The sequence below is a fragment of the Cyanobium sp. N5-Cardenillas genome (assembly GCF_024345515.1).
GTDB lineage: Bacteria > Cyanobacteriota > Cyanobacteriia > PCC-6307 > Cyanobiaceae > Cyanobium.
This window is the reverse complement of the sequence record NZ_JAGQBG010000188.1, coordinates 1-6,243: the sequence shown is the minus strand read 5'-3', so window position 1 is coordinate 6,243 and position 6,243 is coordinate 1. Positions and strand designations below refer to the sequence as shown.

At 70.7% G+C, this 6,243-nt stretch carries 7 protein-coding genes; 3 read left to right on the top strand and 4 right to left on the bottom strand.

Annotated elements, in window-relative coordinates:
* From KBZ04_RS13360 to KBZ04_RS13350, 3 genes are all read left to right on the top strand, one after another.
* A partial coding sequence (locus tag KBZ04_RS13360; protein WP_254992398.1) for a hypothetical protein occupies positions 1-517 on the top strand: 517 nt, incomplete at its 5' end.
* Between the two features lie 47 nt (positions 518-564).
* Positions 565-1,215, top strand: coding sequence for an FKBP-type peptidyl-prolyl cis-trans isomerase (locus KBZ04_RS13355; RefSeq protein ID WP_254992397.1), 651 nt, complete (start codon positions 565-567; stop codon positions 1,213-1,215).
* Positions 1,216-1,285: 70 nt separating this feature from the next.
* A complete protein-coding gene (locus KBZ04_RS13350) occupies positions 1,286-1,885 on the top strand; it encodes a superoxide dismutase (RefSeq protein ID WP_254992396.1) in 600 nt (199 codons plus the stop codon).
* Here the strand turns inward: KBZ04_RS13350 and queA are convergent, their stop codons facing one another.
* The 4 genes from queA to KBZ04_RS13330 form a co-directional block, all read right to left on the bottom strand.
* Positions 1,886-3,073: a tRNA preQ1(34) S-adenosylmethionine ribosyltransferase-isomerase QueA gene (gene queA, locus KBZ04_RS13345; RefSeq protein ID WP_254992395.1), complete on the bottom strand. Its 1,188-nt coding sequence runs from the start codon at positions 3,071-3,073 to the stop codon at positions 1,886-1,888.
* Between the two features lie 16 nt (positions 3,074-3,089).
* Positions 3,090-4,418: a dihydrolipoamide acetyltransferase family protein gene (locus KBZ04_RS13340; RefSeq protein ID WP_254992393.1), complete on the bottom strand. Its 1,329-nt coding sequence runs from the start codon at positions 4,416-4,418 to the stop codon at positions 3,090-3,092.
* A 46-nt stretch (positions 4,419-4,464) separates the two neighbouring features.
* Positions 4,465-4,908, bottom strand: a complete 444-nt coding sequence (locus KBZ04_RS13335; RefSeq protein ID WP_254992392.1) for a YlqD family protein — start codon at positions 4,906-4,908, stop codon at positions 4,465-4,467.
* 47 nt (positions 4,909-4,955) lie between these two features.
* Positions 4,956-6,243: AMP-binding protein (locus KBZ04_RS13330; RefSeq protein WP_254992391.1), on the bottom strand; the 1,288-nt coding region annotated here is incomplete at its 5' end.

Genomic DNA, 6,243 nt, shown 5'->3' with positions numbered 1-6,243 from the left:
CTACAGCGGCACGGAGATGCTTGGGGCCCTCACCGCCCTGCGCCAGCTGATCACCGTGGAGCAGGCCAGCCTGACTCCCGACACGCTCACCTATGTGGCCCTGATCACCGATGGCCGGCCGGAACGCCGTCCCTGGTGGGACAACCGACCGGAGTTCGGCCAGGGCTGGAGTGGGGTCAACGTGGCCCTGCCGACGGACGCTGATCTGGCCGGTGATCCGATCACCAGCTCCGGCCTGCGCTACACGAGCGCCGGCACCCCGATCAAAGTGCCCAATGCTGCCGGTGTTGATCTCTGGGGGGCGAACCAGCAGTTGCTCAACACCGCTCTCGATACCACCGCCAGCCTGTCCAATCCCGGCAGCGTGCAGGTGTTCGCCGTCGGCATGGGGGATGGCGGCATTTCCAACTGGAACGCCATCTACTCCGACCTGTTCACCAACCAGACCTTCAACAACAGCAGCGGCAGCTGGGACTACACCACCTTGGTGCCTCCCAACCTCCCACCGTTGCTCTGAGGCCTGCAGGGCCGCTGGCAGAATCGGCAGGTTCGGGAGTTTCCTGCATGCGCGACATTCTGATCAGTTCGTTCGTCTGTGTGGCCTGCCTGATGCTGGCCCTGGTCAGCCAGCTGGTCTCCCCCTCGGTGGTGGAAGCCGCGTCGCCGGCCCCCGCCGACACCGGCGTGCAGCAGGCCCTGGCCCGCTCCGGCCCTGCCCCCACCGCGCCGCAGGCCAGCCCCGCCGTCGCGGCGCCGCTGGAACTCGACCCCGACGTCCCCAACCCCACGCTGTTCACCATGGCTCCCGATTCCTCCAGCGCCGAAATGGCCTCCAGCGGCGCTGCGGCCCTGGGCGGTGAGCTCGTCTCCCCCACCGAGCGCACCACCCCCAGCGGGCTACGCATCACCGACCTGGCCCTGGGCGAAGGCGCCGAGGCCAGGAGCGGCCAGACCGTGGTGGTCAACTACCGCGGCACCCTCACCAACGGCAAGGAGTTCGACAGCAGCTACGGCCGCGGCCCCTTCAGCTTTCCCCTCGGCGCCGGCCGGGTGATCCGGGGATGGGACGAAGGCGTGGCCGGCATGAAGGTGGGCGGCAAGCGCAAGCTGGTGATTCCGCCGGATCTGGCCTACGGAGAGCGCGGTGCCGGTGGCGTGATCCCCCCCAACGCCACCCTGGTGTTCGAGGTGGAACTGCTGGACGTGAAGGGCTGAGCCGCGAGCCGAACACGGACGGGCTCCGCGTTGCGATCGTTACAATGCCGCGTAGCCCCATCCGTCTCCCATGGCTCACCAGCTGCCCGAACTGCCCTACGGCCTCGACGCACTCGAGCCCCACATCTCCCGGCAGACCCTTGAGTTCCACCACGGCAAGCACCACGCGGCCTACGTCACCAACCTCAACAAGCTGATCGAAGGAGGTGACCTCGAGGGCAAGAGCCTCGAAGAGGTGATCCTGGCCGTCGCCGGCGACGCCGGCAAGGCCGGGGTGTTCAACAACGCCGCCCAGGTCTGGAACCACAGCTTCTACTGGCAGTGCATCAAGCCAGGTGGCGGCGGCGCTCCCAGCGGCGCCCTGGCGGAGAAGATCGCCGCCGACTTCGGCAGCTTCGAGGCGTTCAGCGAACAGTTCAAGACAGCCGGCGCCACCCAGTTCGGCAGCGGCTGGGCCTGGCTGGTGCTCGATGGCGGCACCCTGAAGATCACCAAGACGGCCAACGCCGATCTGCCTCTCGCCCATGGCCAGAAGGCCCTGCTCACCATGGACGTCTGGGAGCACGCCTACTACCTCGACTACCAGAACCGTCGTCCCGACTACATGACCACCTATCTCGAAAAGCTGGTCAACTGGGACTTCGTGGCCGCGAACCTGGCCGCCGCCTGATCAGGCTCCGGCTCCAACCGCCAGCCCCCGGGGATCCCCGGGGGCTTTCTTTTTGGTCGGCCGGGCCCCTGGCAGCACCGCCTCCGGCGCGATCCACATGGCATCGCCGTAGGAGAAGAAGCGGTACTCGCGCTCGATCGCCTCGGCGTAGAGGGCCAGCAAGCGCTCGCGGCCGATCAGGGCACTCACCAGCAGCAGCAGCGAGCTCTTCGGCAGGTGGAAATTGGTGAGCAGGCCCTGCACCACGGCGAAGCGGTAGCCGGGCTGGATCACCAGGTTCACCGGGCCGGTGTGGGGCCGGAGCTCGCCGCCGTGCAGCTGGGCCACGGCCTCCAGGCTGCGCACCGAGGTGGTTCCGATGGCGATCACCCGGCCACCGGCTGCCCGGCAGGCAGCCACCGCCTCCACCAGCGCCGGGCTCACGTCCACCCATTCGCTGTGGAGCTTCAGAGCGCTCAGGTCTTCCGTTTCGATCGGCCGGAACGTGCCCAGGCCCACGTGCAGGGTGGTGGTGGCCACCCCGACACCCCGCTCTCGGATCGCAGAGAGCAGCTCGTCGCTGAGGTGCAGGCCGGCGGTGGGGGCGGCCACGGCGCCGGGGCGGGCGGCGTACCGGGTCTGGTAGCGCTCGTTGTCGCTGGCGTCGTGTTCGTGGATGTAGGGCGGCAGGGGGATAGCGCCGTATTGCACCAGCAGGGGCTCGAGGGCGGCCGCATCGGCGCATTCCGGCGGGAACTGCACGATGCGGCCGCCGGTGGAGGGATCGCTGCCCATCACCTCTACGGTCAGTTGCGGCTGGCCGCCTGCCACCACCTCCAGGCGGTCACCGGGCCGCAGCTTCTTGGCGGGCCGCGCCAGGCACAGCCACTGGCCAGCCCCGCCCGGCCAGGGCTCGAGCACCAGCAGCTCCACCGCACCGCCGCCGGGCCGCCGCGCCTCCAGCCGGGCCCGCAGCACGCGAGTGTCGTTCACCACCAGCAGATCGCCGGGCCTGAGTTCGTGCTGCAGATCCCAGGCGCTGAGGTGGCGGGCCTGGGGGGCAGGCCCGGCCCCCGCCGGGTCCACCACCAGCAGCCGCGCGGCGTGCCGGGGCTCCACCGGCCGCTGGGCGATCCGCTCCTGGGGCAGGGCGAAGTCGTAGCTCGACAGGCGCAGGTCGGCGGGATCCGGCACGGCGGGAGTGACCATGCGGAAGGGAGACGTCCTAGAGGGCCAGGCTTTCGGGCCGGTTCTCGATCAGGTCGGCCAGATCCTTGAGGAAGGCCGCCGCATGCGTGCCGTAGATCACCCGGTGGTCGGCGGTGAGGTTGACCTGCATCTGGCGCCGCACGGCGATCGAGCCGTCCTTGAGGGCCGCGACCACGGGCCTGGAGGCGGCCACCGCCAGGATCGCACCGGTACCCGGGGGCAGGATCGCGTCGAAGCGGTCGACGCCGAACATGCCCAGGTTGGAGAGGGTGAAGGTGCCGGTGGTGTACTCCTCCGGCTTGAGCTGCTTGGAGCGGGAGCGGGCCACCAGATCGGCCCAGTTGCGGGAGAGCGAATAGAGGTCGGTGCGGTCGGCGGCAGCCAGCACCGGGGTGATCAGGCCGCCGTCATCCATAGCGACGGCCACGGCCACGTTGACGGAGGCCGGGTAGGCCATGCCCGCGTCGCTGGCGGAGGCATTCACCTGGGGATGGCGGGCCAGGGTGACGCCCACGGCCTTGGCCAGCAGGGCCGTCATCGTGACGCCCTTGGCCTTCACCTGCCTGTAGAAGGCGTCGAGCCGGTCGGTGGTGATCGTGTAGCCGACGTGGAAGCAGGGGACCGCCAGGCTGGCGTTCATGTTGCGGACGACCGCCTGCTGCAGGGTGTTGAAGGCCACCGTCTCACCGGCGCGGCCGAAGGCCTGGCCGGCGGGGGCGGCCGGGGCGGCGGCGGCGCCATTGCCCGCGGCGACCGCCATCGCCGCAGCGGTGCCCTCGGCCACCCGAGGCACGCTCACCGGTTGGCCGGTGGCCTGCTCCACGTCCTCGGCCTGGATCCGGCCGTTGGGGCCGCTGCCCCGCACGGAGGCCAGGGCCACGCCGAGCTGGGACGCCAGCTTGCGGGCCCGGGGGGTGGCCACCACACGGCCGTCGCCGCTGTCGGCCGACACCGCCACCGGGGCAGCGACCGGTGCCGGTGCGGGCGCGGCCGGGGCTGGGGTGGGGGCCGCCGCCGCAGGAGCGGGTGCGGCCGCCGCAGGGGGAGCAGGGGCCGCCGCGGCCGGGGCGGGGGCCGCCGCCTTGGCCGCCGCGATCTCCGCTTCCGTTTCCACGATCAGGCCGATCGTTTCCCCCACCGGGGCGGTGCTGCCCGCCTCCATCAGCACGGCCGCCAGGAAGCCCTCCTGGAAGGCCTCCACATCCATATCCGCCTTGTCGGACTCGACCACGAGCACCGACTCGCCCCTCTCCACGCGCTCACCGGGCTTCTTGAGCCACTCCACGATCTTGCCCTCCGTCATGGTGGAGCTGAGGGCCGGCATGAAGATTTCGTGGGTGGCCAACGGGGGACTGCCTCTGTGATGGGAGGGATTTTAGGTGGCGGAAGGATCAGCCCCCCTCGATCGCCTCGATCACGCCGTCCCGTACCAGCACCGCCACCTGCAGCTTCTGCACCAGGTTGTCGCCCACCTGCACATCGCAGAAGCTCTCGATCTGCCCCTGCTCCACCACCTGCTCCATTTCCAGTTCCCGCACCTGGCGCTGCTGCTCCAGCACCTGGCGCTTCTGCTCCTCGAACTCGGCCCGCTTGGCCGCCACCTGCTGCTGCACCGAGCCCACCTGCTCCTGCACCCGGGGATCGAGGGGGTTGGCGCTCTGGCGACGGATCTCGTCGACCAGCCGCTGCCCCTCCTGCTCCAGCTGGGCCAGCTGCTGGTCGAAATTGGTGAGTGCATTGCTGAGCTCCCGCTCGGCATCCTCCTTCCAGCGCGGCGTCACCACGGCACGCACCGTGATCGATCGCTTGATGTTGAGGCTGTTGCCGTCGGCCATGGGACTTCAGGTGCAGGGCTCAGGCTGTCAGGCGACGGGGGATCCGGTCAACCATGGGATCCGCTCTCGCCGTAGAGCGCTGCGATGACAGCGCGGTCCCGGTCGGCGATCCGATCGCGGCGCTGCTTGAGGGTCTGGGTGAGCAGGCCGTTGTCGATGCTGAAGGGCTCCACCAGGGCCACACCGCCGAGCCGCTCGTCGGCCCGGGAGCCCGGCCGGGCCGCCAGCAGGCGGTTGCACTCCCGGCAGAGGGCCCGCAGCAGGGCCGGATCGGCGCCGGCGCCGGGGTCCCCCGGATCGGGACCGGGGAGATTCGCCTGGTCCGCGAACGCCTGCAGGGCCTCCGCCTTCGGCACCACCAGGGCACCGAGCTGCTTGCGGTCCTGGCCCACCAGCATCACCTGTTCCACCAGCGGCGAAGCCACCAGGGCCTCCTCCAGGGGTCCGGGCTCGATGTTCTCGCCGCTGCTGAGCACGATCGTGTCCTTGGCCCGACCGGTGAGCACCAGGGTTCCATCGGCCAGCAGCAGACCCAGATCGCCGGTGTCGAACCAGCCCTCCCCATCCAGGACCTTGGCCGTGGCCTCGGGCTTGTTGTGGTATCTGGCCATCACCTGGGGACCTTTCGCCAGCACCAGCCCCCGCTCCCCCACCGGCAGCGGGGACCGGGTGGCCGGGTCCACCACCTTCAGGCCGGTGTCCGGCAGGGGCAGCCCGGCGCTGCCGCGGCGGTTGCTCCAGGGCCGGCGGCAGGCGAGCACCGGGCTGGTCTCGGTGAGCCCGTAGCCCACCAGCAGCTCGATGCCGACGGCCTCGAAGAAGCCGTCGACGTGGATGGCCAGGGCCCCGCCGCCGCTGATGGCGGTGCGCAGCCGTCCCCCCACCAGCTGGCCCCGCACCTTCGGCCAGAGCAGGGCTCCGGCTGTCGCGTGCAGCGGCCAGAGCAGCAGGGCCCCCGCCGCAGCCACCAGCCGGGTGGCAGGAGATTCCTGCGTCAAGGTGAGATCGAGGGCCACCCGCTGGCGCCGGTGGAAGGCCCGGCTGACGGCCAGGGCCCGGCGCAGCAGCCGCTGGCGGGAGGCGGGCATGGCCGCCAGGGCGTCCTCGAAGCCGGAGAGCAGGGCCTCCCACAGCCGCGGCACGCTGATCAGGTACTGGGGGCGCACCTTCTGCAGGTCGGAGCGCAGCTGCTTGAGGGTGGTATAGGTCTGACGGCAGCCGCAGCTCAGCAGGAAGTACTCGGCCGTGCGCTCGTAGGCATGCCAGATCGGCAGCACCGAGAGCACGTGATCACCCGGACTCGGCGACACCGCCACCCCCAGCGTGCCCAGCTGG

Coding starts and splice junctions, on each gene's coding strand:
- KBZ04_RS13335 (WP_254992392.1), bottom strand. CDS start 4,908: ATGGCCGACGGCAACAGCCTCAACATCAAGCGATCGATCACGGTGCGT.
- queA (WP_254992395.1), bottom strand. CDS start 3,073: ATGGTCACTCCCGCCGTGCCGGATCCCGCCGACCTGCGCCTGTCGAGC.
- KBZ04_RS13350 (WP_254992396.1), top strand. CDS start 1,286: ATGGCTCACCAGCTGCCCGAACTGCCCTACGGCCTCGACGCACTCGAG.
- KBZ04_RS13355 (WP_254992397.1), top strand. CDS start 565: ATGCGCGACATTCTGATCAGTTCGTTCGTCTGTGTGGCCTGCCTGATG.